Raw genomic sequence first — 25,291 nt, forward strand, 5'->3', positions numbered from 1 at the left:
GCTGTTGGGCGCATGATCGGTGCGGGCGCCGAATGCGGAGGCCACGGCGGGGTTGTAGGCCGGCGCGTCAGTGAAGGCGTTGCCCTCGAGACGCGCGCCGTACATCACCTGGAGCGTCTGGTTGACGCGCCAGAGATCGCTGAGCGCGGCGAAGGCGTTCCACTCGCCGCCGGTGCGGGTGGGGGCGTTGAGGGTGCGCGAGAACGACGCCGGCCGGTTGGCGGCCAGGTCGGCGAGCGAATTGTACGCGAACGCCCCGAGTTGGTTGCCCAACATGTCCTGCGAGTAGGTGTCGAGGCGCGCGTCGGCGTCGAGCTTCACGCGGTGCGCCGCCAGGCCCTGCGGATAGAACTGCAGGTCGGTGGTCGTCTCCCAGGTGAGGTTGCGTGTATCGCTGTTCAGCGCGCTGTTGCCGCCGAATTGGAGGGCGCTCACCCCGCCGGTGCCGCCGGGGAAGGCGGACGACACCAACACCTGGCCGTTGGGAAGCTGCAGGTACGGATTGGACTGGTTGCGGTTGTATGACACGCTGCTGCGAACGTCGCCCAGGTAGTCGCGGCCGAAGTAGAACGAATACTCGCCCTGCAGCGATCCGATGGTCTGCTTGGAGTCGCCCGTATGCGCCGGCGTGCTGGTGGGGCCCATGGTGAGGGCCTGCGCGTGCGCGTACTTGGCGTAGCCGGTGATGCCCCAGGTGTTCTTGGCCTGGGTCAGGCTCACGGCGTCGAACGGCGCGTGGTCGATGCGACCGATGAACGCCACGTTGTCGTTGATCGAGGCCGACGGCACGTTGGCGGCGCTGACGGGGATGCCGGCGCCCTGCATCAACTGGAGAAAGTGCGCCACCGAGTCGGCGGCCACGCCGGAATGCGCGAGCAGATCGGGGTCGGCGGTCACCAGCGACGCGACGTCGGCCGAACGGCGGCTGCCCTGGAGCCCGTAGTTGTAATAGAAGGTGTTGTCCACGAGCTCGCCGTCGCCGCCCACGCTCGCCTGCGCATTGGTGAACCGCTGGCCGAGTCGCGACGAGATGGGGTCGGAATACTGGAGCGCCGGGGCATCGAGCGTGAGGTGCGACCGCCGGGAGCTGAAGATGTTGCCGGGGGCGAGTTCGACGTTGGTGCGAGCGCCGCTGAACCACCCCTGGGACGGATCGTACGACGATGCCGAAACGCGCACGCGGGTGTTGGCGTCGCGTGGAATGTCGGCGCCGGCGAATGCCATGCCGTTGAGCGTAGTGCTGTTCTGCCCGGGGCCGAGGCCGAGCACCGAGATGCCGCCGCTCGTGGGCATGACGCCGGGAATGGTGCTCGCGATCGAGGCGAGGTCGCCCGCCAGGTCGGGGGGCAGCGCGCCATCGACGCCCGACGCGATCTGTTCCGAGGCACCGACGCCGGCGCCGAATGGCGCGCCGCGGGTGGGCTTGGGATTGCTCGCGCGGGAAACCACGGTCTCGAGCTGCTGGGCCTTGAGTTGGGGGGCGAGCTTCACGTCCACCACGAACACCGAGTCGGCGCCGACGCGCGTCACGCGTTTGCGAAAGGTCTGGAAGCCGACGGCGGATACGTGGACCAGGTAGTCGCCCGTCCCCTGATCCCAGGTGATCGTGTACCGGCCCACGGAATCGGTATTCGTGGACTCATATGCGCGGTCCGGCGCGCGCGTCACGATGACCTCGGCGCCGGCAAGCGCCCGGCCGCTGTCGGAGGTCACGGTGCCCCGAATCACGTCGTGGTGCGTGGCCGGGGTCTGGGCCGCGATCGCCGCCGGCGCGATCGAGAGGGCGACGGCGAAGCCGAGCCGTCGGGAGAGGATCGACATGGAATGAGGGGATGGAGAGTGACGCCCCGTTCGACACGCCGGCGGGAAAGACCGTTGCCGCCGGCGGGTCAGTGCGTGAAGATCGCCTTGGGAATCATCACGTGGACGCCCACATTGCCATCCACCAATTCCGTGATATCGACGTCGGACGAGACGCTGACGAGCATATATGCCTCGTCGCGCGTGAGGCCCTTGGTGGTGACCAGGAAGTTGATGGCTTCGCGGATGGCGTTCTTGGTGGCGGTGACGAGATCCTTGTCGATCCCCATGGCGATGTAGTGCGTGGGCGTCTCGGCGCGGGGCCATTGGGCGTGGAGGTCCTTGCGCACGATCAGTTGGAACCGGCCTCGCAGCGACGTCTCCATGGCCGTGATGTCCACCTCGCCGTTGCCCTGGCCGGCGTGGCCGTCGCCGATCTCGAGCAGCGCGCCCTTGGTCCACACCGGGATGTAGAGCGTGGTGCCGGCCACGAGTTCCTTGTTGTCGAGATTGCCGGCGAAGATGCCCGGCGGCGCGCTGCTCACGCGGCCCATGGCGGCGGGTGGAGCGTCTCCGATGCTGCCGAAGAACGGGTGCAGCGGGATGTCGATGCCCGGCGCGAAATGGGCGACCATCTTGTCGCGGTCGAGGGGGATGATCTTCATTCGCGAATACGGGAAATCCTCGGGCAGGAAGCCGCTGCGCGGTCCGAAGGCGTTGTAGGCGTACGGGATGGCGAGGTCGATGGACTCGATGCGCACCTCGAGCACGTCGCCGGAATCGGCGCCCTCGACGTAGATCGGACCGGTGAGGATGTGCCCGCCGGGCCCGTGGTCCTTGACGTTGTCGACGATGTCGCGCAGGGACTGCTGCACGTCGGCGGAATCGACGCCGGCGCCCTCGAGACGCGACGGGGTGGAGGTGATGAGCGTGCCGACGTCCACCTCGTCTCCCGACTGGACGCGCAGCACCGGCTTGGCGGCGGCGTCGTAGTAGCCCCAGGCGACCGTGGTGGGCGTGGGCATCAGGTGATAGAGATGGCCCGGGCGCGGCGGCACCGCGGCGGTCTGTGCCGTGGCGGCGGTGGCCAGCAGGACGCAACTTGTGAGGGACCCGAGAATGAACCGATGCACGGCGAAAGCCCTGGGTTGAAGGTGGCCAGCGTTGAACCGGCGGTGCGTACCGAGCGCCCCGTATCTTGCAGTCTCGAACCCCGGCGGGCCAGTGGAATGGTGAGACCATCTGCGTGGGTGAAGCTCACGACGTACAGCTCGGCGCTCGACGCCGACGTGGCGGTATCGCAGCTGGAGGCCGCGGACATTCCGGCGCTGGCCCGGGGCAACGACATCGTCGGCCTCTTCGGGCCGGGGTTCCAGGGGGCCACGGCGCGGGGCGTGGACGTGCTCGTGCCGGAGGCGGCGCTCAAGGATGCGCGTGCCGTGCTCGAGCTGGACTAGCGCCGCCACATAGCCGACACGCCGGGCGCGGATGGCGCCCGGCGTGCGGCCTGTCGTGCAACGCACCAACCGACTACGGGGCGAGGAGCGCCTTGTTGGGCTCGTTGAACCCGCGGTGGCAGGTGACGCAATCGATGTGCGGCCACATGCCGCGCGGGTTCTTCAACTTCACCAGATAGGCGTCGTTGATCGAATCCGTCATCTGGATCATCATCCGCGCCGTCTGCTTCTCCTTGCGCTTGTCGCTGTCCCAGTGATCGGGAACGTGGCAGAAGTTGCAGTTCCGGCCGAGCGCCTTGCCGTAGTCGTTGTTCATGAGTTCGAGGAATTTTCCGGCCGGCATGTCCTTGAGCAGCTTGACGTTCTTGAAGACCTTGCCGGCGGGCTCGTTCTCACGCCCGGCGATCGTCTTCATGACTTCGTCCACGAGGCGCTGGCGATCGGCGGTAGCGGAGTCGCGCCGCGCGGCACGCTGCTCGGGGGTGAGGGGGACTCGGCGGAAGCGGAAGCGCTCGCCGGGCGGCAGCTCGCCGCGGCCACCCGGGGGACCTTCGTCTCCGCCGCGTTGAGCCACGGCCTGGTTTCCGGCGGCGGCCGGAGCGGGCGCCGGGGCCGGGGCGGGCGTTGCCGAGCGACAGGAGAGTCCGGTGGCCAGCAGGAACGGCACTATGAAACGAACACCTCGATGCATATGGGTCCTCGTGAAGGGAGCGATTAGAAAGAGCCCGCCGGCACGAACCGTGCCGGCGGGTTCCTTCGTGATTCACCTGGCCTGCGACGACAACTACGGATCGCGACGGTCGCCGGTGCCGAAATCGAAGCCCGCGGCCCCGCCGCCGCTCAGCCGGTCGACGCGAAGGATCTGCTTCTGCGTCTGGCCGTCGACGGTGATCGAGACCATGTAGTCGCCGGAGTCAACGATGTTCCCGCCGGCGCCGCGACCGAACCCGCCACGGCCGCGCATGCCGAACAGCTCCGACATCTGACGGAAGCCGCCCGGGAATGCCCCCATGACATCCACGGCAGCGCCGCCGCGTCCGCCGCGAGCGGGCGCACCGGGCACCGGACCTTCGGCCGGACGGGCCACGAATCCGGCTTCCCCGCCACGGCCGGCGCGTCCGCCGCCTCCACCGCCGCGGCCGAACAGGCTGGTCAGATTACCGCTCGTCACGGCAGTGCGCAGTCGACTGATCACCGCCGTGTCCATGCCCGCCTTCTCGAGGGAGTCGATCACGCGGACCGTTCGCTGCGCCTGCACCACGCTGTCGCGAAGTTCCGACGGCGAGAGCTTGGGTGCCGGGGCCCGCTTGGTAGACTGGAAGTTCCAGGTGACCGTGTGGAATCCGGCGCTACCCGGCCCGGTGAGCGAGTCGACGGTGTCGCCGGCGATGTCGGTGACGACGACGTGCACCGGTCCGTGCACGGCGCTGGCCAATCGATAGCCGATGACCGCTCCGTATTCCGGGCTGGGCGCTTCGAACACTTTCTGGCCCTGTCCGTTGGCGGACGCGCCCACGGCCGGACCCTGGCCGTACTCGTAGGCCGTGACCGGCTTGTAGAGGTGCGCGGCCGAGGCGAGCACCTTGGCGTCGGTCTGCTCCAGGGGCGCCACGTTCACGATCCAGATGCCGCGGCCGAACGTGGCCGCGATGAGATCGTGATCGCGCGGCTGGATCTTGAGGTCGTACACGGGCACCGTGGGCATGCCGGACATGAACCGCGTCCAGTGCGCGCCGCGATCGATGGAGGCGTACGCCGCGCGGGAGGTGCCGACGAACAGCAGGTTCTGGTTGAACGGATCCTCGCGGATCACGTGCACCCAGTCGGTGCCGCCCGTGGGCAGGTCGCTGGCGATGGAGTGGAAGGTCTTGCCGCCGTCGTTCGTGGCGTAGAGATACACGCCGAAGTCGTTGGTGCGGTGATTGTCGAACGCGATGTAGAACGTCAAGCTGTCGAAGTGCGACGGCTCGATGCGGCTGACGTAGGCGCCTTCGGGGAGCCCGGGGAAGCGGCCGTTGAGCTTGTCCCAGGTGGCGCCGTCGTTGCGCGTCATCCAGGCGTTGCCGTCGTCGGTGCCGGCGAACAGCCAGCCCGGCTTCATGTACGATTCGGCCAGCGACACGACGGTGCCGAAGTTCTCGGCGCCAGTGGCGTCGTTGGTGATGCCGCCCGTGGTGACGAGGCTGACGTGGATCTTGGCCTGGTCCTGCATGCTGAGGTCGGGCGAGATCGGGTAGAGATTGTCGCCGCGATCCATGGACTTGAGCACGCGGTTGCCGCCCATGTAGAACACGCGCGGGTTGAACGCCGAGATGATGAAGGGCGTCTCCCAGTTGAAGCGCATGTCGAGCGCCGCGGAGTCGGTCTTCTCGGCGGTGCGGAGTTGGGCGATCTGCTGTTTCTGCGCGGCCGTCTCGGGCTTGGTGGTGTCCCCGCGCACGGCGAGGATGGAATCCTCGTAGATGCGGCGGCTGTCGTGCCAGTCGGGCTTGCGCAGCGAGGTCCGCTCGCCCGTCTTGAGATTGGTGCGCACCACCCCGCCTTCCTGCGACTCGCCCCACACGATGTTGGGATCGTTGGGGTCCTGCGCGGTATAGAAACCGTCGCCGCCGGAGATGGTGAACCAGTAGGCGTTGGTGACCGGTCCCTGCTTGCGCCGGCTCGGACCGCACCAGCCGCCGTTGTCCTGAGCGCCGGCGCACACGTTGTACGGCGTGTCGAAATCGTAGCTCACGTCGTAGAACTGGGCGAGCGGGAGGATGTTGAGGTAGTCGAAGTTGCCCCCGCGGTCCCACGTCTGCGCCACACCGCCGTCATTGCCGATGAGCCAGTGCTGGCCGTCGGTGGGGTCGATCCAGATGGCGTGGTCGTCCACGTGCACGCTGCCGGTGGTGGTCCGCGCCGTCTTGCCGCCGTCGTCGGAGAAGAGGAACGGCGTGGAGGAGAAGTACACGCGGTTGGGGTTCTGCGGGTCGACATCGACGCGCGAGTAATAGAACGGGCGCGTGTCCTGGTCGTTCATCCACCGCCAGGTCTTGCCGCCGTCGTCGGAGCGGTAGAGGCCGCTCAGCAGCCGCTGCTTGACCGGGGCCTTGGGCTTCTCGCCGACCGAATCGCTGGCCGGCGCGAGGATGGCGTGGTCCTTGCCGCGCAACGAGTCGGCCTCGACCAGCGCGTACACGACGCTGGGGTTGCTGCGCGCGAACGCGAACGTCATCCGGCCCTTCTCGGTGGACGGGAATCCGCCGCCCTTCACTTCGGTCCAGCTGTTACCGCCGTCGGTGCTGTGCCAGAGGGCAGAGCCCGGTCCGCCGGATTTGAGGAAGTAGGGACCGCGAATGCGCTCCCAGCTCGCCGCGAAGATGTTGTTCGGGTTGGACGGGTCGATCTTCACGTCCACGAACCCGGCTTTGTCGCTGACGTACTTGACGCGCTTCCATGTGGCGCCGCCGTCGGTGGTCTTGTAGAGGCCGCGCTCGCCCTTGGTGTCCCAGGCGTGGCCGAGTTCGGCGACGAAGACCACGTTGGCGTTGGTCGGGTCGATGGCGATGTTGCCGATCATCTGCCCGTCCTTGAACCCCATCAGCTTCCAGGTCATTCCGCCATCGGTGGACTTGTACACCCCGTCGCCGGGCTCGATGGTGTTGCGGCTGTTGGGATCGCCCGTGCCCGCCCAGATCACGTTCGTGTCGGAGGGGGCGATGGCGAGGGCGCCGATGGACGCCACCGGCTCGTTGGTGAACAGCGGCCGGAAGGTGGTGCCGGCGTTGGTGGACTTCCAGACGCCGCCGGCGGCTGCGCCGACGTAGATGGTCTTGGAGGGGCCGGGGATGCCGGCGATGGCGTTGACGCGGCCGTCGAAGTTGGCCGGTCCGATCTCTCGCCAGCGCATGCCGGCGATGGTCGGGGAGTCCACGCTCTGGGCGGCCGCGAGGTGCGGCGCGGCAGCGAGCAGGGCTCCGGCGAGGAAGGGGAGAAGCCGGTAGCGATACATGGTAGGTCCTGTGAGGTGGCGGAACCGCTCGGTGAGGCCGAGCCGCGGCGACCCGGGCGGGTCGGCGCCTGACACGACAATACCGTATACGGCAGGCGGGGCGCGAGTGTTGGGCGCGCCGGCTCGCCCCGGCCGGGCGCGGCCCACGCCCATGGGCAACGTTGCTGTGACCCCAGCAATTCCTTAATGTGGAGCCACCGGGCGTCACTCCCGGCGGATCCCTCCCTCCCCCTCCCCCTCCGCCTCCGGAGGCTCCACGATGTCGTTGGGCGACTTCATTAAGAAACAATTCATAGACGTCATCCAGTGGACGGAAGACGCCGACGGCACCCTGGCGTACCGGTATCCGATGCGGGACATGGAGATCCAGTACGGCGCGCAGCTCACGGTGCGCGAGTCGCAGATGGCGCTGTTCGTGAACGAGGGCAAGGCGGCCGACACGTTCGGCGCCGGCCTCTACACGATCGAGACCCGCACCCTGCCGGTGCTCACGAACCTCATGAACTGGGACAAGCTGTTCAAGTCGCCGTTCAAGTCGGACGTGTACTTCTTCTCGACCCGCATCCAGACCGACCAGAAGTGGGGGACGCAGCAGCCGATCACCATCCGCGACAAGGATTTCGGGATGGTGCGTCTGCGGGGATTCGGCATCTACTCGTATCATCTCGTGGAGCCGCTGAAATTCCACCAGAAGCTGAGCGGCACGAGAGAGCTGTATGCCGTGTCCGACCTCGAAGGGCAGCTCCGCAACACGATCCTGGGCCAGTTCGCGGATGCATTCGCGACGAGCGGCGTGCCGTTCCTGGACATGGCCGCCAACCAGGGGATGCTGGCCGACAAGATGAAGCAGACGGCGGCGCCGGCATTCGGCGAATACGGCCTGATGCTCGACTCGTTCGTGGTCGAGAACCTCTCGCTGCCCGACGAACTGCAGCAGAAGCTCGACGAGCGGATCGGCATGAACATGGTGGGCAACATGCAGCAGTACACCCAGTACCAGGTGGCCCAGTCGATGCCGATCGCGGCCGCCAACCAGGGCGGCGGCGCGGGGCTCGGTGCGGGGCTGGGTGCCGGCATGGCTATGGGCAAGGCCATGGTCGACGCGGTGAGCGGAGGCGGGGCGCCGCCGCCGGCCGCCGCCGCCGGCGATGCGACGGCGACCAAGTTCTGCATCGCGTGCGGCAAGGCGATTCCCAGGAGTTCCAAGTTCTGTCCGGAGTGCGGCGGCACGCAGGGCTGACCTGGCATGCCAGCGCCCACTGCCAACTGCCCGAATTGCGGGGCCGCCATTCGCTTCGAGTGGTCGCGCGCCGTGCAGACCACCTGCCCCTACTGCGGGTCGGTTCTGGTGCGCGGCGACGTGGATCTGAAGACGGTGGGCAAGGTGGGGGACTTTCCGGCCACGAGTTCTCCGCTCCAGCTCGGGGCCACCGGTGTCGTGCACCATCACCGGTTCACCGTCGTGGGGCGCGTGGTCTACGAGTACGAGCGGGGCTCGTGGAACGCGTGGCATGTCCACCTGGACGACGAGAGCGGCGGATGGCTGAGCGACGCGGGGGGGGAGTACGCGTTCTCCCAGGAAGCCCCGAGCCACGACATCCCGGCGCCCGACCATCTGCATCCGGGCGCGAACTTTCCGTGGGAGAAGCGCATCTACAAGGTCATGTCGGTGACCACCGCGCGCTATGGCGCGGCGGAGGGTGAGCTGCCGTTCACCACGTGGGATCGCCGGGAGGCCACGCACGCCATGCTCGACGCGAACGACGGTCATTTCGCGACGATCGACTACCGCGAGTCACCGCCCACGCTGTACCTGGGCGAATGGACGTCGTTCGAGGCGCTGCAATTGGATGGCCTGCGCGAGGTGGCCGGATGGCCGCGCCCAGCCTAGCCGGCCTCAATTGCCCGAACTGCGGCGCCGCGATCACGATCCGCGCGCTCCAGCAGACGCAGACCGTGGTGTGCGCCGCCTGCCACGCCGTGCTCGACGCCAAGGACCAGCAGTTGAGCGTGCTGCAGGCGTATCAAGCGCAGATGACGTTTTCCCCGGACATCCCGCTGGGCACGCGCGGCACGCTGCGGGGGGACGCGTACGAGGTGAGCGGCTTCCAGGTGCGGAGCGTCCGCCACAACGAGGTCGAGTACTTCTGGCGCGAGTACACGCTGTGGAATCCGTACAAGGGCTACCGGTACCTCATGGAGTACAACGGCCACTGGTGCGATTTCGCCGCGTCGCGTATCGCGCCGTCGGAGATGGTGAGCGGCCGCCAACCGTACGTGACCTACCAGGGCGAGCTCTTCCGCCACTTCCGCACGACCACGGTGACCACCGTGTTCATTCTCGGAGAATTTCCCTGGCAGATCCGGAGCGGGGACCGCGTCACGTCGCGCGATTTCGTAGCGCCGCCGCGCATGCTCTCGGAAGAGGTCTCACCCGACGCCACGGGGTGGTGGGTGGGCGCGTATCTGCCGGCCGCGGTGGTCTGGCATGCGTTCGCGCTGCCGGGAGCGGCACCGCAGGCCACGGGGATCTTTCCCTGCGAGCCCAATACCGACGCGCCGCGTGCGCGCGCCGGCCGCGTACGCGCGCTCTGGTTGGCGGTGCCGGTGGCGGCGGCACTGTTGGCGCGCGCGCTGTTCGCTGCGCCGAACACGGTGTTGGGACAGCGCTGGCCATACCTCGTCCTGCTCGCATTGCTCGCACTGTTCGCGGTGCCGGCGATCGTCGACGGCATGCGGGCGTCGGCGTTCGAGCGCGCGCGGTGGTCGGACAGCGATTACGCGGCCGACAACACGGACTGAATCGCATCTTGTGTTCTCGCGCAGAAACGACAATTGTTCTGGCGTGTGACGCGCGTTTGCACATCACGCGCGGTGCGTCGTCATCCTGGGATCGTCATGCTTCCGGGAGCATGATGCGTAGACGGATCGGCTGCGGGGGCCGGCTCGCTCTGCGCGAGATCCGCAAGCAGCCCCGCGGCAACGCGACATCGCTTGCGGATCTCGACCCAGTGATGCGCGCCCCCTGACAGGCCCTCGAAGCGGGTGCATCTTTGGGCGCGCCGGCGGGCACACAGGGCGCGTGGAGGCATGGCGTGACCGAATCAGACGCGGCGCCCGGCACGGCAGGGCCAGCCCTGGCCCGCCGGTTGGGCGTGTTCGACGCGACGATGATCGTGATGGGCGGAATCGTCGGCGCCGGGATCTTCATCAATCCGTACGTCGTCGCACGCCAGGTGCACACGCCGGCGCTCATCCTCGGCGCGTGGGCCGCGGGCGGGTTGATCGCGCTCGCCGGCGCGTTCGTGTACGCCGAGCTGGCGCAGCTCCGGCCGCAGGTGGGCGGACAATACGCCTATCTGCGCGACGCCTTCCATCCGATGGTGGCGTTCCTGTACGGATGGGGGCTGTTGCTCGTGACGCAGACCGGCGGCATGGCCGCCGTGGCCGTCACGTTCGCGAACTACTTCCGCGAACTGACCGGCACGGGCGTCTCGCCGGCAACACTCGCCGTGCTGGCGCTGGCCGCGCTGACGATCGTGAACTGTCTGGGCGTGCGCTCCGGCAGCAACGTGCAGAGCGCCCTGATGGTGACCAAGATCGTCGCCGTGCTGGTGCTGGTGACGATCGGGTGGCTGGCGGTGGGCGCGCCGCCGAGCGTTGCGGCGCCCGTGGCGCCGGGTGGCGACAAGCCGGTGCCGATCGCGTTCGCGGCGGCGATGGTGCCGGTGTTGTTCGCATACGGCGGCTGGCAGACGTCGAGCTTCGTGAGCGGGGAGTTGAAGAACCCCACGCGCGACCTGCCGCGGGGCCTGCTGATCGGCGTCGCGGGCGTGATCCTGCTTTATCTCGCCGTGAATGTGGTCTGCCTGCATGCGCTCGGGCCAGACGGGCTGGCAGCCACGACGACCCCGGCGTCGGAGGTGATGCGGCGCGCGCTCGGCGCGCCGGGCGCGAAGTTGATCGCCGCCGGCATCGCGATCTCGACGGTGGGATTCCTGAGCCAGGGGATGCTCACCGCGCCGCGCGTGTACTACGCCATGGCGCGCGACGGCGTGTTCTTTCGCGCCGTGGGGTGGCTGGACCCGCGCTCGCGCGTGCCGACCGTGGCCATCGTGCTGCAGGGGGTGTGGGCCGCGGTGATCGCCCTCTCGGGGCGGTACGAGCAGATCCTCAACTATGTGGTGTCGATGGACGCGGTGTTCTTCGGGCTCACCGGCGCGGCGCTGCTCGTGCTCCGGCGGCGCGAGCGGCGCGACGGCGCGGCCAACTCGGGGATGGGCGCCGTGGGCCTGCGCATGCCGGGCCATCCGTGGACCACGTTGGCCTTCGTGGCCGCGTTCTGGGCGCTCGCCGCGAGCACGATGATCCAGTTCCCGAAAGCCTCGGGCGTCGGCGTGCTGATCATGCTGGCCGGGGTGCCGGTGTACTGGGTGTGGGCGCGGCGCCAGCGGGCCCCTTTCTGATGCGGAGATTGAGCATCTCCACGCCCACCGAGAAGGCCATCGCGAAGTAGGTGTACCCCTTGGGGATGTGCTGCCCCAGCCCCTCGGCCACGAGATTGGTGCCGATCAGCACCAGGAACGACAGGGCGAGCATCTTGACCGTGGGATGGCGCTCGACGAAGTCGCCGACCGGAGCTGCTGCGACGAGCATGAAGCCGAGCGCGAGGAGCGTGGCGGCGACCATGATCCAGATGCTGTCCACCATGCCGACCGCGGTGATCACCGAGTCGAGCGAGAACACGATGTCGATGAGCATGATCTGGAGCACCACGGCCATGAGGGGCTTCACGATGGGCTTCACCCCTTGGGGGCGGCCGGATTCCTCGAGCTTGCCGTGGATCTCGAACGTCGCTTTGGCGATCAGGAACAGTCCGCCCGCGACGAGGATGATGCTCCGCCCGCTGATCGCCACGCCGAGGACGGTGAACAACGGGCGCGTGAGCCGGACGATCCAGACGATGCTCGCCAGCAGCAGCATGCGGGTGAAGAACGCCCCGATCAATCCCAGCCGCCGGGCGCGCAGTTGATGGTCGGGCTCCACCTGTCCGGCAAGGATCGTGATGAACACGATGTTGTCGACGCCGAGGACGACCTCGAGCGCGGTGAGCGTGAGCAGTCCGATCCAGGCATTGGGGTCGGTGAGAAAGGACATGGCGAAGGGGGTTCGGGGTCCGATTCACGCTTCGGGGTCGATCCATGCAACGCGGGCCGGTCGGTTGGACCGGCCCGCGTGGATCAGATGCCGCGCAGGGCCTAATACCGGTAGTGATCCGGCTTGTAGGGACCCTGGGGGTTCACGCCGATATAGCCCGCCTGCGCGGGAGTCAACCTGGTGAGTTGCACGCCCAGCTTGTCGAGGTGCAGGCGCGCCACCTTCTCATCGAGGTGCTTGGGGAGCGTATAGACCTTCTTCTCGTAGCTGGCCGCGTTGGTGTGCAGTTCGATCTGCGCCATCACCTGGTTGGTGAAGCTGGCCGACATCACGAAGCTCGGATGGCCGGTAGCGCATCCCAGGTTGAGCAGGCGGCCCTCGGCCAGGATCATCACGCTGTGGCCGTCGGGAAAGCGGTACTCGTCGTACTGCGGCTTGATGTTGATGCGCTTCAGCCCCTTGATCTTCTTCAGGCCGGCCATGTCGATCTCGTTGTCGAAGTGGCCGATGTTGCCGACGATCGCCTTGTCCTTCATGCGGGCCATGTGGGCCGCGGTGATGATGTCGCGGTTGCCGGTGGCGGTGATGAAGATGTCGGCCGTCGGGACCATGTGCTCCACCGTATTCACCTCGAATCCTTCCATGGCGGCCTGGAGCGCGCAGATGGGATCGATCTCGGTGATGATCACGCGCGCGCCCTGGCCCCGCAGCGCCTGTGCACACCCCTTGCCCACTTCGCCGTAGCCGCACACCACGGCCATCTTGCCGGCGAGCATCACGTCGGTGGCGCGGTTGAGGCCATCGATGACCGAGTGCCGGCAGCCGTAGATGTTGTCGAACTTGGACTTGGTGACGGAGTCGTTGACGTTGATGGCCGGGAACAACAGGGTGCCGTTCTGCATCATCTCGTACAGACGGTGCACGCCCGTCGTCGTTTCCTCGGACACGCCACGAAGGGCCGCGGCGACCCGCGTCCAGCGGCCGGGACGCTTCTTCTGCTCGACGCGGAGCAGGTCGAGGATCACGCCCCATTCCTCGGGATCGTTGGCCGCATCGAACGCCGGCACCCTAGCCTTCTTCTCGAACTCGGCGCCCTTGTGCACGAGGAGCGTGGCGTCGCCGCCGTCGTCGAGCAGGAGGTTGGGGCCGGCGCCGTCGGGCCACATGAGCGCCTGTTCGGTGCACCACCAGTACTCCTCGAGCGTCTCGCCCTTCCATGCGAACACCGGCGTGCCCTTCGGTTTGTCGGGGGTGCCGGTGCGCCCCACCGCCACGGCGGCTGCGGCGTGATCCTGCGTGGAGAAGATGTTGCACGACACCCAACGCACGTCGGCGCCCAGATCGACCAGCGTCTCGATGAGCACCGCCGTCTGCACGGTCATGTGCAGCGAGCCCATGATGCGGGCGCCCTTGAGCGGGCGCTTGCCCTTGTACTCCTCGCGGAGCGCCATGAGGCCCGGCATCTCCTGTTCGGCCAGGCGGATCTCCTTGCGGCCGAATTCGGCGAGCGCGAGATCGGCCACCTTGAACGGTGGGCGATCGTCCTGGGCTGGGGCGGACTTGGCGGACTTTCGGACTTTGACGGCGGTGCTCATGGGTATGGCCTCGACAGGGTCAGGAATGGACAGTAGTCACTTGCGCCCGCGTCGCGCGAGGGCCGAGAAGAGCGTCGGTCCCTGGGCGGCGGGGTCTGCGGGGAGATGCCGGTAGCGCACATCGGGGAATCCGGCGTCGTGCAACCAGGCGCCGAGCTGCGACTCGTCGAACCCCTGCCACACGTGTCCCATCTCGACCGTGTAGTTCTCCCGCTCGTGGGGCGTGAGGTCGATGATGAGCAGGCGGCCCCGGGGCTTGAGGGCGCGCCGCACTTCGCGAAAGACCCGCGCCGGATCGAGCACGAAGTGCAGCACGAGGCACATGACGGCCACGTCCAGCTCGCCGCGGGCGACCGGCAACGCCTCGAGCGATCCGGCGCGCACGTCGATGTGGTCCGTGGCGGCCAGGCGGCGGCGCGCCGCCGTCAGCATGGCGGCCGACTCGTCCACGGCGATGACGCGGGCCACGGCGGGGGCGAGCGCCTCGGCGATCTGGCCGGTGCCGCAGCCCAGGTCGCCCACCACGAGGTCGGGATCGAGCAGGTCGAGCAGCGCCAGCAGATCGGTGCGGGCGCCGATGAGGTCGGCGCGCACGCGATTCCAGTCGCCGGCCGCCGTGGTGAAGTAGCGCTTGGACTTCTCGCGGCGGTCGCGCAGCACGCTCTCCAGCCGGCGGGCGTCCTGGCGCACGGGCGCGGTGTCGGCCACCTGGCCGCGCACGACCGTCCAGAGCTTGTGCGGAAACGGATCGAGACGCGCCGGCGCCATGCGGTAGAAGCGGCTGGTGCCGGCGTCGCGGACCGCCACCCAGCCGTCGTCGCTCAGGATCTTGAGGTGGCGGCTGACCGTGGACTGCGGCAACTGCACCACGGCGCACAGTTCGCGCACCGTGAGCTCGTGGGCTTCGAGCACGGCAAGGAGGCGTGTACGCGTGGAGTCGGCGAGGGCCGACAGGCGGTCGAAGACGGGCGCGGCGGAATTCATCGCTATATCCGGATTAACGGATTGAATTTGGCGGCGGAAGGCCCGCCCGGCAAGGCCGGCCGGGCGCATTGCCAGCCGACCGCCGTCCCTGCATCGTTCGGCATGCGATTCTCCATCCTTCCGGTCCTGCTCGCGGCCTCGGTGGCCGGCGCCCAGACCACCGACAGCACGCTCGCTCTCATTCCGCAGCCTCGGCACCTCAGCCGCGTGCACGACGTCCCGCTCCGGCACGGCGTCTCGATCGATCTCCCCCGGGACGCCGCCGATCGGTTCGCGGCCCGCGACCTCGGCGACGCGCTCAAGGCGCTCGGCCTCCGCGTGGTGTACGGCGGATCGGCGTCGGCGCGCGTGGAGTTCGTGCGGAGCGGCACGGCCCGGGCACGCGAACTCCTGCGCTCGGCCAAGCTCGAATGGTCGGCGCCGATGGATGACGAGGGCTACGCGATCGTGTCGGCCGGCGCGCATCTCACCGTGATCGCGAAGACGCCGTCGGGGATCTTCTACGGGGCGCAGACGGTGAAGCAGCTCGTGGACGGCGAGCGGACGAGCGCCGTCCTGCATCTGGTGGACGTGCGCGACTGGCCGGCCATGCGATATCGCGGATTCCACGCCGATCTGTCGCGCGGCCCGATGCCCACGCTGGACTTCCAGAAGCTGCAGATCCGGACGCTGGCGGCGTACAAGGTCAACGTCTACTCGCCCTACTTCGAGAACACGCTGTACTACGCGTCCAATCCGTTGCCGGCGCCGCCTGGCGGCGCGATGACCCCGGACCAGGTGAAGGAGCTGGTCGCCTACGCCGCCCGCTACCACATCGATGTGATCCCGGAGCAGGAAGCGTTCGGCCACCTGCACCACATCCTGAAGTACGACCTCTATTCCGGTCTGGCCGAGACGCCCCATGGCCACGTGCTCGCGCCGGGCCAGCCCGGCTCGATGGCCCTGATCAAGCAGATGTTCTGGGAGATCGACTCGCTCTTCCCGAGCCGGTTCGTGCATCTGGGCGCCGACGAGACCGTGGAGTTGGGCAAGGGCCAGACGCGCGATCTCGTGAAGTCGGAGGGCTTGGGGCAGGTATACATCGACTTCCTCAAGTCCATCGATTCGACCCTCCAGCCGCTGCACAAGCGCCTGCTGTTCTGGGGTGACATTGCGAGCGGCAGTCCGGAGTTGGTGAAGACGCTGCCCAAGGACATGGTCGCCGTGGCCTGGGGATACGGCCCGTCGAAGCACTTCGACGACGCCATCAATCCCTTCCGGCAGGCGGGCATGGAAACCTGGGTGGCGCCCGGGGTGAGCAACTGGAGCCGGGTCTATCCCGACAACGACGTGGCGCTGCGCAACATCCAGGGCTTCGTGCGCGACGGCCAGCGTCTGGGCGCCACCGGCGTGCTCAACACGAGTTGGGACGACGATGGCGAGGCGATCTTCAACCAGACCTGGTACGGCGTGCTGTTCGGCGCTGCGGCGGGTTGGCAGGCGGGTGAGTCGAGCATTCCCGCCTTCGAGCACGCGTATGGGCGCGTGTTCAACGGCGATACCACCGGCAAGATCGACGACGCGCAGATGAAGCTGTCCGAGGCGCACGCCCTGCTCAGCAAGGCGGGGCTGGGCGATGCGAGCGACAACCTGTTCTGGGTGGATCCGTGGTCGAGCGAAGGGCAGCGCACGGCGCAGCAGATCCGGCCCGTCGTGCACGATCTGCGCATCCTGGCCGAGTCGTCGCTGGTGCTGATCGACCAGGCCCGTCCGTTCGTGCACCGCAATCAGGACGCGGTGGATGCGATGGCGCTCGGGGCGCGCAAGATGGACTTCATCGGGATGAAGTTCGAATTCGCCGATGAAATGGTGCAGATGTACGCGCGCGCCGCCGATACCACGACGCCGCCCGCTCAGCGCGTGCAGTCGCCGGCCGCCGAGCTGATCGACATGTCGAGCATGAACGGCCGGGCGCAGGATCTGCGCGACGGCTACTCGCTGATTCGCGACCTGTACGAGCAGGCGTGGCTCAGGGAGAACCGCCCGTACTGGCTGCACAACGTGCTGGCGCGGTATGACATGGCGACCCAGCTCTGGATCAGCCGGGGAGACCGGATCACCGACGCGCGGGCCGTGTTGGGTCGCACCCACCACTTGCCGCCGGCTGATGTGGTTGGCATTCCTGCGAGTATGCCGGGGTTGGGAGTAGGACGGTAGGACGGTAGGGGAGTAGGACGGATAACTGCGGAACGCCGTTTACCCACGACCGTCCTACCGTCCTACCGTCACTCTTACCAGATCTTCGGCCTGAGACTGTCCGGACGGACCATCGGATCGCCGTCCTTGCAGCCCCAGGCCTTCCTGAATTCCGGCATGTTGCTGAGCGGCCCGTTCACGCGCCATCGGGACGGCGAGTGCACGTCGGCGCTCACGAGCATGCGCGCGTACGCCGGCCGGTCGAGTTCCCGCCACACCTGGGCCCAGGCCAGGAAGAAGCGTTGCTCGGGCGTGAAGCCGTCGATCGTGGGGCGCGGTCCGTTGCCGAGCGCCTTCTCCATGGCCGCGTAGGCCACCGTGAGTCCGCCGAAGTCGGCGATGTTCTCGCCCAGGGTGAGTTGGCCGTTCACGTGCGTCGTGGAGTCGAGCACGGTGTAGCCGTCGAACTGCTTGACCACTTTCTCGGCCTGCGCGTTGTAGCGTTCGGCGTCGCCCTTGGTCCACCAGTCCCTGAGGTTCCCGTTCTTGTCGTACAGGCGGCCCTGGTCGTCGAACCCGTGGGTCATCTCATGGCCGATCACGGCCCCCATGGCGCCGTAGTTCACGGCGTCGTCGGCGGTGGGGTTGTAGAAGGGCGGCTGGAGAATGCCCGCCGGGAACACGATCTCGTTCATGAGCGGATTGTAATAAGCATTCACCGTGGGCGGGGTCATCCCCCACTCGGTGCGATCCACCGGTTTGCCGATCTTGGCCCAGTCGCGGGCGCTCCCGAACTGGTCGGCGGCCATGACGTCGGCCAGATAGCGGCCCGGGGTGACGTCGAGCCTGGAGTAGTCGATCCAGTGGTCGGGGTATCCGATCTTCTTCGTGTACGCCGCGAGTTTGGCCAGGGCGCGCTGCTTGGTGGTGTCGCTCATCCAGGTGAGCTGCTCGATCCGGTCGTGGAGCGCATCCACCAGATTGTCGACGATCTTCACGGCGCGGGCCTTGGCCGCGGGCGGGAACGCTTCCTTCACGTACTCCTGGCCGAGCAGTTCACCCAATCGCTGGTCGGTGGAGTTGGAGCAGCGCTTCCAGCGCGGGAGGTTCTCCCTGGCGCCGGTGAACAGCTGGTTGAACTTGAAGTTCTCGGCTACGAACGGGGAACTGAGCGCGAATGCGGTGGCGTGCACGGCCCGCCAACGGAGGAGCACCTTCCAGTCGGCCACGGGGACGGTGGAGAACATGCCGTCCACCGCCTTGAAGAATTCGGGCTGGCCGACGTCGATCGCGGGCACGCGGGGGGCGCCCTGCGCGATGAAGAACGCGTCCCAATTGAAGTGTGGGGTGAGGCTGTCGAGTTGGGCCAGCGTCATCTTGTGGTAGTTGGCGTTGGGGTCGCGCAGTTCCACCGGCGGCTTGGAGGCGAGGGCGAGCCGGGTCTCGATGGCCAGCACCGTTCGGGCTTCGGCGGCCGCGGTGTCCGCGGGATCACCCATCAACTGGAACATCCGCGTCACGTGGGCCACGAACTCGTCGCGAATCTTCTTCGAGGCATCGTCGGTCTTGACGTAGTAGTCGCGGGTAGGCAGCGAGAGTCCGCCCTGCGAGAGACTGGCGATGACCGCGGTGGCGTCCTTGGCGTCCTGTACGGAGCCGTCACTCCAGGGGGCGAGGCCCGCGGTGTGCTCGAGACTGCCGAGGGCCCGCTCGAGGTCGGCGGGTGTCTTGATGGCGGCGATGCGATCGAGCACCGGCTGGAGCGGCGTGATTCCCTGCCGGTCGATCGCGACCGTGTCCATGCAAGCCGCGAAATAGGTACCGACTTTCCACGCGGCCGAACCGGCGGCGAGCTTGCCGCCAGTTGCCTCGTTGGCGTCGCGGTCGAGGATGGTGTGCAGGACGTCCCAGTTGTGATCCTGGACCGCGTAGAACGCGCCCCACGAGGGGTAAGCCGAGGGGATGGTGTCGTGCTTGAGCCATCCGCCGTTGGCAAACTGGTAGAAGTCGGTGCAGGGGGCGCACGTGGTATCGAGGTTGGCGCGATCGAGCGGTCGCGGGGTCTGGGCGCGTGCTGGCGAGAGACCGGCCGTTGCAAGGGCGAGCACGACCGCGAGGGCGGCGGAGAGTCGGCGCGTGATGGTCATGGCTGGTGGGTGTGTCGGGTGAGAGCGGTGTGTCGATTCGGGAGAAACTACGGTGTGGCGTGCCGGCTGGTGTCCGGGAAATGCTGGGGGGTCGGGCGGGGTGATGTGAGGATTATTGGAGTCCAGCGATTGCCCCACACGTGAGCCAGAATTAGTAGCCATCTGCATATATTTAATTGATCGGAAGTATCTGTCGTATATGATCTTACGACATTGCACGCGTTCTGGGCCCCCATTGGTTGCGAGCCATATTGTAGGCAATTGCCCTACACTCTCGTGAGATTTGCGACTAAAAAGATACGGTTATTCCGTGCATGGCCGGGGCATATCACCCGACGCCGGGCCCGTTCGGTGTTTCCTAGGTTAAGCACACGATCTCAGTAGTTCCTTCAGTCCTGGTTGCAGGAGCTCTCCATGAAACGGCTTTCCCTGACTCTCGGTTTCGCTGCCCTGACCCTGATGGGCGCGACCGCCAAGGCACAGGATGGGCGGGGTACCCGCCTCGTCCTGCGCGATTCGAGCACGCTCTCGCTGGACGGCACGTCGACGATGCACGGCTTCACCTGTCGTACCCAGAACATCGAAGCGCTCGTCGAGGTGGATTCGAGCTACTCCATCGTACCATTGAACACTCTGGCGCATCCCATGGATCGGGTCGAAGTGACGATTCCCGTGAAGTCGCTCAAGTGCGGGCATGGCCAGATGGATGACAACATGTACGGCACTCTGCGCGCCAAGGACTACCCGAACATCACCTACGTGCTGCGCGGCTACGACCTGGTGTCGGCGGAAGCCGCGGCCGACAGCTTCGTGGCGAAGACGCACGGCGTGCTCACGATCGCCGGAAAGGCGAATCAGGTGGACATGACGGTGGTCGGCGGGCGGAGCCCCAACGGAGTGGCCCGCGCGACCGGCAGCCTGGAGCTCAAGATGTCGGATTTCGGCATCAAGCCCCCGTCGTTCTTCTTCGGGACGCTGCGGGTGGGCGACAAGATCGTGATCAAGTTCGACCTGTCGGCTGATCAGGCGGCCGCGGTGGCTGCCGGGATCCTGCAGCAGCAATGAGGACCTCCGGGTGTCGGGAGCGGCGGATCCCCGTGGGGGATCCGCCGCTCTTTCTTTGGCTACGCCGGTCCGAGGGAGTGCGCCTACCGTGGCAGGGTGAAGCGGAACGTCGCGCCCTCGCCCGGAACGCTCTCGGCCCAGACCTGGCCGAGATGAGCTTCCACGATCGTCTTGGCGATCGGCAAGCCCAGGCCGGCACCCCGATTGCGCCGGCTCGATTGCCAGTAGCGATCGAAGATGTGCGCCAGGTGCTCGGCGGGGATTCCCGGACCGGTATCGATCACCGACACGAGCACGCTGGCCAGGTCGGCGGACGCGGTGACGCGAATGCAGCCGCCGGACGGCGTGAACTTGATCGCGTTGCCGACGATGTTGGAGATCACCTGGGTGATCCGCTCGGGATCGACCTGGACGTCGGGCAGCGGTTCCTGCCACTCCGTGACGAGCGCCACGCCCTTGTTCGCGGCCAGCGGCGCGAGCGTCCGCAGCGCATCACGGAGCAGGGTGGCGCAGGGCACGCTCCGGAGATCGACGGCGAATCGCCCGGCTTCGGCGCGGCTCATGTCGAGGAGGTCCTGGATGAGCGTGTCCATCTGCTGGGCCGCGCTCTGGATGACGCTCACCTGCTCGGTGATCTCGGCGGGAAGGCCCGCGCGATCGGCCGCCTGCAACACGGCGCCGGCGAGCATCTTGACGGCATTCACCGGATTGCGCAGGTCGTGCGACACCACGCTGATGGTATCGTCCCGCGCGCGCACGGCGCGGTGGAGCTGCTCGTGCAGCCGCGCGTTCTCGAGAGCGACGGCGGACCGGTGCGCGAGGTCCTCGGCGAGAATGAGATCATCGCCGGCGAGCGGGCCGGCACGATCCGCGAAGAGCGTGATTCGGCCGAGCAGCCCGTCACGATGATGCAGCGACACCACCATGGCCGTGCGCGGGGCGAGCGCTTCGACGGCGGCCCGATGCGGCGGGGCCACCGCTGCCAGCGCGACGTCCACCGGCACGCCGCCTACCGGCTGCGTTCGCGAGCCGTCGACGCCCTCGATGGCGGAGAATCGTCTTCCGGCGAGCGTCACGATGTCCGAGTGCTCGACGGTGCCGTCGGCGGACCGTGCCGCCCGCAGATGGTAGAACTCGCCGCGGTGCACCATCTCGACGACGGCGAGATCGGCGAACGACGGGATCCACAGCCGGGCAAGCAGCTGGAGCGTTTCGTTCAACTCGAGCGACGCCGCCAGCAGCGTCGATGTCTCGAGCAGGAAGCGCTGCCGGGCTTCGGCCCGCTTCTGATCGGTGACGTCGCGGAGCACGACCGAGGAGAGGATGTCGTCGCCGTACGCCAGTTTGGCGATGGCTGCTTCAGCCGGGAACTCCTCGCCGTTCTTGCGTCGGCCTGCGATCGGGCGGCGCTCTCCCATGCGACGGGAGTGGACCGGGGAGTTGGCGAATTGTTCGACGTGGTGGTGGTGCGTGGCTCGGGCGCTGGCCGGGAGCAGCATCTCGAGGGGCTGCCCGAGCACCTCACCGGACGTGTAGCCGAAGATCCGTTCGGCACCTTCATTGAAGAACGTCACCCGCTGGTCACGACCGACGCAAATGATCGCATCGGCGGAGATTCCGATGATTTCAGCTAGCAGTGAGCCGGGAAGCGGTGCGGTCATCGAGGGCCGGAGAGTGTCTTGCAGGAATCTTAATCCAACGCACGCTCTCGTAGGGGCTTGGGTCGTCAGGCATTTCCCTACAATGTTCCTGAAAACCCCTGAGCACAAGCCCGTTCATTCCCGACAGTTTGACACCACTCCAAAAACTACGTTCGAGTCGGACCCACCTCCAGCCGGCAGACCGCATGACCCACATGGGGATCACCCACTGCAGCTCCGCATCGCGAGCTCTGAGCCACGGCGCCCATCAGCGCCGCCGGGCCCGGGCGTTGTTCGCGACCACGGTGGGGCTTCTGTGACGCCGGTTCCAGTCCTGATGTTGGCGAGCAAACCGTTGGCGGACGCGGCCTCGGAGGTCTCGGGGCGGCACGCGCTGGGGCGGCGGCTGCTTCGCGTGCCATTGATCGGCAAGCTGTTGGGCGCGAACATGCTGATCGCGGTCGCGGCGATGAGTGCGGCGGCGGTATTCGGACATCCGGGACTGTTCGCCCTGGTCTGTCTCGCGTTGACGATCAGCTTCGTGGCCAATGCCCTGTTGGTGCGGCTGGCTCTGCTGCCGCTGGACGGGCTTCAGGACGCGGCTCAGCGGGTGTCCGAAGGGGACTTCTCGGCGCGGGTGCCGGGGTCGGCGATCGCCGACCGGCAGATTGCACGGCTCGGCGAAACGTTCAACCGGCTGCTGAGCCGGGTGGAGAGCGACCGGGCGCGGATCCGGCATCTGGTGCGGCAGAGTCTGCGGGTGCGCGAGGCGGAGCGGGCGGGGATCGCCGACGAACTGCGGGAAGCCACCGCGCAACAACTGTCGGCGCTGACGATGCATCTGGCGGCCGCGATGCGCGAATGCCGCGACCCCGACGTGGCGCCGATGCTGTCGGCGGCGCGAGACATCGCCTCGCACATGGTGGAAGAGGTGCAGGGCGTGGCCGAGTCGGTGTATCCCGGGTTGCTCGGGGAATTCGGGCTGCCGGCGGCGCTGGAGGCGCTGGGGCGCCGCGTGTCGCGGCGCACGAATCTCGACGTCAGCGTGACGTCGGATGGGGTGGACACGCCGTTGCCGCTGGCGCTGGTGACGGCGCTGTATCGGGTGGCGGAAGAGGCGGTACGGAACGTGGAGGCGCATGCGCATGCAGGATCCGTGTGGCTCAGCCTTTCGCGTGAGGACCATACGATCCGGCTGCAAATCGAGGACGACGGGCGGGGGTTTGACGTCGCGGCGGCGGATCGGACATCGACGGGGATCGGGATCTTCCGGGCGCGGGAGTTGCTCGCACATGCGGGCGGCGATCTGCAGATTTCAAGTGCCCCCGGAAGCGGAACCAGCGTGGTCGCGACGACCACCGTGCAAGAGGGATTGAATCAGTGACAAACGACATCATTCGCGTCGTCCTGGCGGACGATCACACGGTGGTCCGCGCCGGGTTGAAGGCGGTGCTCGGCGGAGCGAAGGACATCCAGGTGGTGGGAGAGGTGGCCAACGGCACCGATGCGGTGGCGATGACCGAGAAGCTCGATCCGGACGTCTTGGTGATGGACCTGTCGATGCCGCAGATGGACGGAGCGGAGGCGACCAAGACGCTCTCGGCGGCCGGCACGCGGACGAAGATCCTGATCCTCACGATGCACTCGCCCGACGAAGCGTTGGTGCCGCTGCTGGAGAGCGGGGCGAGCGGATTTCTGCAGAAGAGCGCGGCGGACCGGGAGTTGGTGGACGCGGTGCGGGCCGTGGCGCACGGCGACACGTATCTGCAGCCGTCGGCGGCCCGGGTGCTGGCGGGCGGCTTGCGGAAGAAGGCCGAGCACATCGACGAACGCACGAAGTACGAGCGGCTCACGCAGCGGGAGCGTGACGTGTTGCGGTTGGTGGCGCAGGGCTATTCGGCGCCGGAGATCGGCGAGCGCCTGTTCATCAGCCCGAAGACCGTGGACACGTACAAGCAGCGGATCCAGGAGAAGCTGGGACTCCAGCACCGGTCGGAATACGTGCAGTTCGCGTTGCATCTGGGCCTGCTGACCGAGGAGTAACCTGGCCCGCAGCCGGGGCCATCCGGCGCGTCGGTTCCCGGGGCGGCGGGTGCGGAAGCGGTTTGCCGACATTAGTATAAGGGTCCATCCGGGCATGGCGTCCGCGATGTAGCCGAGCTGCTTCAATGACCGCCAATCGCAACCTCGAGCCGGCGTCCCGCGTATCGACGGAGCACGCCGGCCACGGATCACGGCCCGTGCTGGTCACGTCCGATCGCCCCAAGCCACCGTCGGGGCACGTGGACCGGAATCCGGGCGTGCCGCTCGATCTGGACGTCGTCCGCTCGATCCGGGTGAACCGGAGCGCGGTGGAGCGTCGTGCGGCGACGATTCCCACGCGCCGCACCGTGAAGAAGGAATGGCAGGCGGGGTGGCTGGTGCGGGCGATCACGCTCATCGATCTGACGACGCTGTCGGGCGACGATACGCCGGGCAACGTGCGCCGCCTCTGCGCCAAGGCGGCGCACCCGCTGCGCGAGGAGATCGCGCGTGGGCTGGGGGTGGAGCATCTGGGGATCACGGTGGGCGCGGTGTGCGTGTACCACGCGATGGTGAAGACCGCGGTGGACGCGCTGCGCGGCACGAACATTCCGGTGGCGGCGGTGTCCACGGGGTTTCCGGCCGGCCTCAGTCCTCTGGAGCAGCGGATCGAGGAGATCCATGCGTCGGTGGCGGCGGGGGCGCGGGAGATCGACATCGTGATCACGCGTGGCCATGTGCTCACGGGCAACTACGAGGCGCTCTACGACGAGGTGAAGGCGTTTCGGGCCGCCTGCGGCGATGCACACATGAAGGCAATTCTCGCCACGGGCGAGTTGGCCACGCTGGGCAATGTGGCGCGGGCGAGCATGGTGGCGATGCAGGCCGGCGCGGATTTCATCAAGACCTCCACGGGCAAGGAGGGGGTGAACGCGACGTTGCCGTTTGCCCTGGTGATGAGCCGCATGATCCGCGAGTACTTCGACGCGACGGGGTACGCCGTGGGATTCAAGCCGGCGGGTGGCGTGCGCACGTCCAAGCAGGCGTTGGAGTTCCTCTATCTCATGAAGGAAGAGCTGGGCAGCCGGTGGTTGCGGGCTGATCTGTTCCGGTTCGGAGCCAGCGGGTTGCTCACCGACATCGAACGGCAGTTGGAGATGTTCCTCACGGGGCGGTACGCCGCGGGGTACCGGCAGCCGATGGGGTGAGCCATATGGTAGGACGGTAGGAGGGTAGGACGGTAGGACGGACACAG

Annotated in this window: 19 protein-coding genes; 10 read left to right on the forward strand and 9 right to left on the reverse strand. The window is 67.5% G+C overall.

The genetic code is table 11. From position 1 onward, the window contains the following. Window positions 1-1,821: carboxypeptidase-like regulatory domain-containing protein (locus tag VNE60_11370; GenBank protein HVB32117.1), on the reverse strand; the 1,821-nt coding region annotated here is incomplete at its 3' end. Between the two features lie 68 nt (window positions 1,822-1,889). Continuing rightward, the gene (locus VNE60_11375; GenBank protein ID HVB32118.1) at window positions 1,890-2,933 is read right to left on the reverse strand and encodes an acetamidase/formamidase family protein; all 1,044 of its coding nucleotides are present in this window, start codon (window positions 2,931-2,933) and stop codon (window positions 1,890-1,892) included. A gap of 96 nt (window positions 2,934-3,029) precedes the next feature. Between VNE60_11375 and VNE60_11380 the strand changes: the two genes are divergently transcribed. Beyond that, a complete protein-coding gene (locus VNE60_11380) occupies window positions 3,030-3,257 on the forward strand; it encodes a DUF2007 domain-containing protein (GenBank protein HVB32119.1) in 228 nt (75 codons plus the stop codon). Window positions 3,258-3,330: 73 nt separating this feature from the next. On the opposite strand, the gene VNE60_11385 is transcribed toward VNE60_11380, so the two are convergent. Next, on the reverse strand, window positions 3,331-3,831 hold the full coding sequence (locus VNE60_11385; GenBank protein ID HVB32120.1) for a c-type cytochrome: 501 nt from the start codon (window positions 3,829-3,831) through the stop codon (window positions 3,331-3,333). A 210-nt stretch (window positions 3,832-4,041) separates the two neighbouring features. Next, the gene (locus VNE60_11390) at window positions 4,042-7,326 is read right to left on the reverse strand and encodes a hypothetical protein (GenBank protein HVB32121.1); all 3,285 of its coding nucleotides are present in this window, start codon (window positions 7,324-7,326) and stop codon (window positions 4,042-4,044) included. Window positions 7,327-7,510: 184 nt separating this feature from the next. On the opposite strand from VNE60_11390, the gene VNE60_11395 reads away from it, so the two are divergent. The 4 genes from VNE60_11395 (at window position 7,511) to VNE60_11410 (ending at window position 11,717) form a co-directional block, all read left to right on the forward strand. Beyond that, complete coding sequence (locus VNE60_11395; GenBank protein HVB32122.1) at window positions 7,511-8,491, forward strand: SPFH domain-containing protein; 981 nt, start codon at window positions 7,511-7,513, stop codon at window positions 8,489-8,491. A 6-nt stretch (window positions 8,492-8,497) separates the two neighbouring features. Beyond that, window positions 8,498-9,142, forward strand: a complete 645-nt coding sequence (locus VNE60_11400) for a DUF4178 domain-containing protein (GenBank protein ID HVB32123.1) — start codon at window positions 8,498-8,500, stop codon at window positions 9,140-9,142. Further along, on the forward strand, window positions 9,124-10,053 hold the full coding sequence (locus tag VNE60_11405) for a DUF4178 domain-containing protein (protein HVB32124.1): 930 nt from the start codon (window positions 9,124-9,126) through the stop codon (window positions 10,051-10,053). Before VNE60_11400 ends, VNE60_11405 begins: the two co-directional genes overlap by 19 nt. 293 nt (window positions 10,054-10,346) lie before the next feature. Beyond that, window positions 10,347-11,717, forward strand: coding sequence for an amino acid permease (locus VNE60_11410; protein ID HVB32125.1), 1,371 nt, complete (start codon window positions 10,347-10,349; stop codon window positions 11,715-11,717). On the opposite strand, the gene VNE60_11415 is transcribed toward VNE60_11410, so the two are convergent. The 3 genes from VNE60_11415 to VNE60_11425 form a co-directional block, all read right to left on the reverse strand. Next, the gene (locus VNE60_11415) at window positions 11,656-12,408 is read right to left on the reverse strand and encodes a TerC family protein (protein ID HVB32126.1); all 753 of its coding nucleotides are present in this window, start codon (window positions 12,406-12,408) and stop codon (window positions 11,656-11,658) included. The two genes, VNE60_11410 and VNE60_11415, sit on opposite strands and share 62 nt — an antisense overlap. Window positions 12,409-12,509: 101 nt before the next feature. Beyond that, window positions 12,510-14,003 carry an adenosylhomocysteinase gene (ahcY, locus tag VNE60_11420; protein ID HVB32127.1) on the reverse strand — a complete coding sequence of 498 codons (1,494 nt, stop codon included), beginning with the start codon at window positions 14,001-14,003 and terminating at the stop codon, window positions 12,510-12,512. Window positions 14,004-14,039: 36 nt separating this feature from the next. Further along, entirely contained in the window at window positions 14,040-14,987 is a 948-nt protein-coding gene (locus VNE60_11425) for a metalloregulator ArsR/SmtB family transcription factor (protein ID HVB32128.1), read from the reverse strand. 102 nt (window positions 14,988-15,089) lie between these two features. Here VNE60_11425 and VNE60_11430 point away from each other — a divergent pair, with 102 nt between their 5' ends. Next, window positions 15,090-17,183, forward strand: coding sequence for a family 20 glycosylhydrolase (locus tag VNE60_11430; GenBank protein HVB32129.1), 2,094 nt, complete (start codon window positions 15,090-15,092; stop codon window positions 17,181-17,183). 74 nt (window positions 17,184-17,257) lie between these two features. Here the strand turns inward: VNE60_11430 and VNE60_11435 are convergent, their stop codons facing one another. Next, window positions 17,258-19,309 (reverse strand): M13 family metallopeptidase, encoded by a 2,052-nt coding sequence (locus VNE60_11435; protein ID HVB32130.1) that lies wholly within the window; start codon window positions 19,307-19,309, stop codon window positions 17,258-17,260. Window positions 19,310-19,768: 459 nt separating this feature from the next. Between VNE60_11435 and VNE60_11440 the strand changes: the two genes are divergently transcribed. Beyond that, complete coding sequence (locus VNE60_11440) at window positions 19,769-20,374, forward strand: YceI family protein (GenBank protein HVB32131.1); 606 nt, start codon at window positions 19,769-19,771, stop codon at window positions 20,372-20,374. A gap of 83 nt (window positions 20,375-20,457) precedes the next feature. Here the strand turns inward: VNE60_11440 and VNE60_11445 are convergent, their stop codons facing one another. Continuing rightward, window positions 20,458-22,035, reverse strand: coding sequence for an ATP-binding protein (locus tag VNE60_11445; protein HVB32132.1), 1,578 nt, complete (start codon window positions 22,033-22,035; stop codon window positions 20,458-20,460). Window positions 22,036-22,351: 316 nt separating this feature from the next. Here VNE60_11445 and VNE60_11450 point away from each other — a divergent pair, with 316 nt between their 5' ends. From VNE60_11450 to deoC, 3 genes are all read left to right on the forward strand, one after another. Beyond that, window positions 22,352-23,398 carry an ATP-binding protein gene (locus VNE60_11450; protein ID HVB32133.1) on the forward strand — a complete coding sequence of 349 codons (1,047 nt, stop codon included), beginning with the start codon at window positions 22,352-22,354 and terminating at the stop codon, window positions 23,396-23,398. Next, entirely contained in the window at window positions 23,395-24,057 is a 663-nt protein-coding gene (locus VNE60_11455) for a response regulator transcription factor (GenBank protein ID HVB32134.1), read from the forward strand. The genes VNE60_11450 and VNE60_11455 overlap by 4 nt, the downstream gene beginning before the upstream one ends. Before the next feature lie 125 nt (window positions 24,058-24,182). Continuing rightward, window positions 24,183-25,244 carry a deoxyribose-phosphate aldolase gene (gene deoC / locus VNE60_11460; GenBank protein HVB32135.1) on the forward strand — a complete coding sequence of 354 codons (1,062 nt, stop codon included), beginning with the start codon at window positions 24,183-24,185 and terminating at the stop codon, window positions 25,242-25,244. Window positions 25,245-25,291: the final 47 nt, after the last annotated feature.

Source organism: Gemmatimonadaceae bacterium, from assembly GCA_035533755.1.
GTDB lineage: Bacteria > Gemmatimonadota > Gemmatimonadetes > Gemmatimonadales > Gemmatimonadaceae > JAGWRI01.